The organism is Mycobacterium sp., assembly GCF_050701675.1.
GTDB lineage: Bacteria > Actinomycetota > Actinomycetes > Mycobacteriales > Mycobacteriaceae > Mycobacterium.
Genome location: NZ_JBOGDD010001043.1, coordinates 1 through 4,215 on the forward strand (window position 1 = coordinate 1; position 4,215 = coordinate 4,215).

Below are 4,215 nucleotides of genomic sequence, written 5' to 3' on the forward strand. Positions count from 1 at the left end.
GGTTGTAGCAGTGCCCCACGGCAAGGGCGGCCAGGACGCGCGCCCCCGCACATGCGTCCCGGTCGGCGACATCGGCAGAGCGCTCCAGCAGCACCAGGAGATCACCGGGGTCCTCGCCGGGCGCCAACCACGGCCAACCGCCGCTGGCTCGCAACAGCGCGCTCGCCACTCGACCCGCGGTCGCGGTTCGACCGGCCCGCAACGCCTCGCCGAGGTAGCGCTCGACCGTCCCGAGCACCAGCCGGCCACGACCGGCCCTGGAGTGCGCCTCGAGCATCGCGACGGTCAGGGCGTCACGCTCCGCATCGTCGCGCGCGGTCACGGGCAGGCGGTCGTAGGCGTCCAATGCGGCCTGCCACCAGATCGCTGCGATGTCCGAACTCCACCGCTGGGTCGCCTCTTCGGCGGCTCGTCGACAGGCATCGACCACGACGTGGGGTTCGACCAACGGCTGCGCCGCCACCAGGTGTTGAGCCCTACGCGTCAGCGCGTCGGCTCCCCCGCCCTCTGCCAGCACCTCGGCGACCTTGGCGTGCAGGCGTTGTCGGCGAAGCGCAGGCATGCTCGCCACCAAGTGCTCGCGCAAGAGGCCGTGCGCGAAGACATACCCGTCGCCGGTGTGCGACGTCACCACGATGCGCTCGTCAGCTGCCTCGTCGAGATAGTCCGCGAGCGTGTCGACGTCCAACCGGGTGGCGTTGGTCAGCACGGGGACGTCGACGGCGTCGCCGATGACCGCCGCGGTGCGCAGCATCTGCAGCACCGCGGGGTCGAGGCCCGCGAGCCGACGGTCCAGGACCGACTTCACGGCGACGGGGATGCCGTTGCCGAGGCGCTCGTCGCGAGGCAGCCGCGCGTACTCGCACACGAAGAACGGGTTGCCGCCGGTCCTTTCGGCCAACGTTGCCGCCTCGGCCTCGGTGACGACGTCGTCGGCGACCTGGCTCACCAGATCGGACACGTCCCGCGGCGACAGCGCGGGCACTTCGACGTGACGGTTGCTGGTCCCACGGGCCACCGTTGCCAGCAGACGGCGCAATTCCGGGGTGCGCTCCCCGTCACGCACGGTGACGACGACGGCGAGCGGGTGCTGCCGCAACGCGCCTGCGATGTAGGCCAGCGCACTCGTCGACGCCGAGTCGGCCCACTGGGCGTCGTCGACGACCACCGCCTTCAACTCTTGCGCCGACTCGAGCAGCTGCTGAATACGTTCGTACACTTGAAATCTCGCGGTGTCGGGATCGGCATGCGACGGCACCTGTAGTACCTCGTCGGCATCGGCGCCGAGCGCTCGGATCAGCTGGCGCATCGGCCACCACGGCGGAGTGGTCGTCTCGTCCGGACAGCTGATCCACACGACTCGGCCGTCGAGTCCGGCCCGCGCAGCCGCCTCCTCGGCCAGCCTGGTCTTGCCGATGCCTGGCGGACCGGACAACACCAGCCACCGGGTCGAACCTCTCGACACATCCGCGAGAACGCTTGCTACGATGCTCAATTCGCGACTTCGGCCGACGAGTTCGACCCGCGGCGTCGCGGCGACCGGCGCCATCGCAGCGGCGTGTCCCGTCGGCGTCGCCACCTCGACCGCTCCGGTCCATCCGGGCTGCCTCGGCCACGCGGCGAGCTCGGTTGCCTGCCGAAGGACGGCGGTCTGCAAGTCGCGCAGTTCGGCGCCGGGCGCCAAGCCGAGCTCGTCGTCGAGCATCCTGGCATGTCGCGCGTACGCATCGAGTGCGTCAGACGTGCGGCCCGACCGGTACAGCGCGAGCACGTGCAACCAGCAGCCGCGGTCCGACAGCGGGTCCGCCGCGCTCAATTGCGCGGCCGTCGCGAGCGCAGCTGACGACCGGCCGAGTGCCAGCAGCGCGCTGATTCGGTTGTCCAGGCAATCCCGCCGCATCTCCTCGACGAGCGTCGCCTCGGACGTGACCCAGTGCTCGTCGCGCAGGTCTTCCAAAAATTCACCGCGCCACAACGCCATTGCGGCGTCAGTGGCGGCCAGTGCCGCGTCCCAACGCTGTGCCTCGACGGCCGCTGTCGCCCTCGCCGCTGCCGCCGAGAACACGCTCAGGTCGACGTCGTCAGGCCCTGTCTCGAGGTAGTAACCCGGTGACTGCCGCACGATCGGTGACGCCGAACCACCGTCGCGCAGCGCCCTGCGCAGGTTGGAGACGTACGCCTGGAGGCTGGCCGTCGCACTGCCGGGAACGTCGTCGCCCCAGACCGCGTCGACCAGACGATCGACGGAGACCACGCGACCGCGCGCCAGCAGCAGCGCGGCCAGCACCGCGCGCTGCTTCGGCGGCCCGACGTCGACCTGTACCTCGGTGCCAGCCGGCTCGATCCGCACGACCTGCAGCGGCCCCAGCAACCGGTAATGCACCTGAGGACTCTAATGGACTACTTGGTCTCCCGGTACTTGTTCATCGCGTCGTCCAGGTTCTGCAAGGCCTGACCGTACTCGGCGAAGTTTCCGCCCTGCTGAGCCTGTTGCATCGCGTCCAACGCCGTTTGAACCTGTTGCAGCGCAGCGGCCTTCGCTGCCGTCAGCTGCGAGGCTCCACCAGGCACCGCCACCGGGACCTCGGGGGCCAGGCCTTGGGAATTGGGCGGCGGCGTGGCCTGCGGCTGACCGGCCGGCGTCGCACTAGCGGCTGGCGGCGGCTGACCGTTGGGAAGAATCGTCGGAGCGGGACCGGTCGCAGTGGCTCCTGCGCCTGGGCCGAACAACTCGTCCAGCGCGTCACTGACGGTGGGGCCGTAGCCGACCTTGTCGTTGTACAGCATCGCGACACGAATCAACCGGGGGTAGGACGACGCCGCATCACTGGCTCCCGGCGAGGCGTACACCGGTGCCACGTAGAGCAGGCCGCCCTGAGCCACCGGCAGCGTCAGCAGATTGCCCCAGCGGATCCGGTTCTGGTTGTCCCTGCCGATGACGCCGAGGTCCTGGCTCACCGCCGTGTCGGTGCTGATCGCGTTGAAGGCGAGCTTGGGACCGTTCACCTGGCCGGGGATCGTGAGCACGGTGATCTTGCCGTACGTCGCCGGATCCGAACTGGCACTGATGTAGGCGGCCAGGAAGTCGCGACGGAATCTGTTCATCGCGCTGGTCAGCTGGAAGGACGCCGAACTGTCGTTGGCCGCAATGTCCTTCGCGACGATGTAGTACGGCGGCTGGAAACTGCTTGCCGTCGGGTTCGGGTCGAGCGGCACGTCCCAGAAGTCCGACGTCGAGAAGAACGTCACCGGATCGTTGACGTGGTACTTGGCCAGCAGCGCGCGCTGCACCTTGAACAGGTCCTCGGGGTAGCGCAGGTGCTCCTGCAACTCCGGTGAGATGTCGCTCTTCGGCTTGACGGTGCCGGGGAAGACCGACTCCCACGCCTTGAGCACGGGGTCGGTCTCATCCTGCGCGTAGAGCGTGACGGTGCCGTCGTAGGCGTCGACGGTGGCCTTGACCGAGTTGCGGATGTAGGACACCTGCTTGTCGAGCTGCAACCGGTTCAGCGCCACCTCGTTCGAGTCGGCGGTCGCCGACGAGAGCGACGTCAACTCCGAGTAGGGGTAGTTGTCGAGGGTGGTGTACCCGTCGACGATCCACACCATCTTCTTGTTGACGATCGCCGGGTACACGCTGGTGTCCGTGGTCAGCCACGGCGCGACCGCCTCGACACGCTTCGCCGGATCGCGGTTGAACAATATCTTGCTGTTGTCGCCGATCACGTTGGAGAACAGGAAGTTCCGTTCGGCGAACTTGGCAGCGAACACACTGCGCGCCAACCAGTTCCCGACCGGGACGCCGCCGGTACCGGTGTAGGTGTAGTTCTTCGTGTCGGTGTTGGTCTCGTAGTCGTACTCGCGGTCGGTGCCGTTCTTGCCGACGATCGCGTAGTCCTCCGCCGTGTTGGCGATGACCGGACCGTAGTAGATGCGCGGCTGATCCAGCGGTGCCGGGCCCGGCTGCACGACGCTGCCGTTGGCGCCGACGACACTCGCCAGGAACTCGGGGTAGCCGCCGTTCTGGTTCGGGTCGTTCGCGACGCCGCGCACGGTGTTGGCCGGCGATGCGATGAAACCGTTGCCGTGCGTGTAGACGGTGTGGCGGTTGATCCAGTCCCGCTGGTTCTCGATCAACCGGTCCGGGTTGAGTTCCCTTGCCGCGACCACGTAGTCGCGCAGATTCCCGTCACGGCCGTTGTAGCGGTCGATCGC

General features: G+C 68.3%; 2 protein-coding genes. Both read right to left on the reverse strand.

All coding sequences use genetic code 11. The annotated features are described in order from the left end of the window. The coding region (locus ACRDUX_RS31990) for an ATP-binding protein (protein WP_526420058.1) at positions 1-2,383 on the reverse strand (2,383 nt) is incomplete at its 3' end. Between the two features lie 17 nt (positions 2,384-2,400). Next, positions 2,401-4,215 (reverse strand): UPF0182 family protein (locus ACRDUX_RS31995; protein ID WP_526420059.1); only part of this gene is annotated, 1,815 nt, incomplete at its 5' end.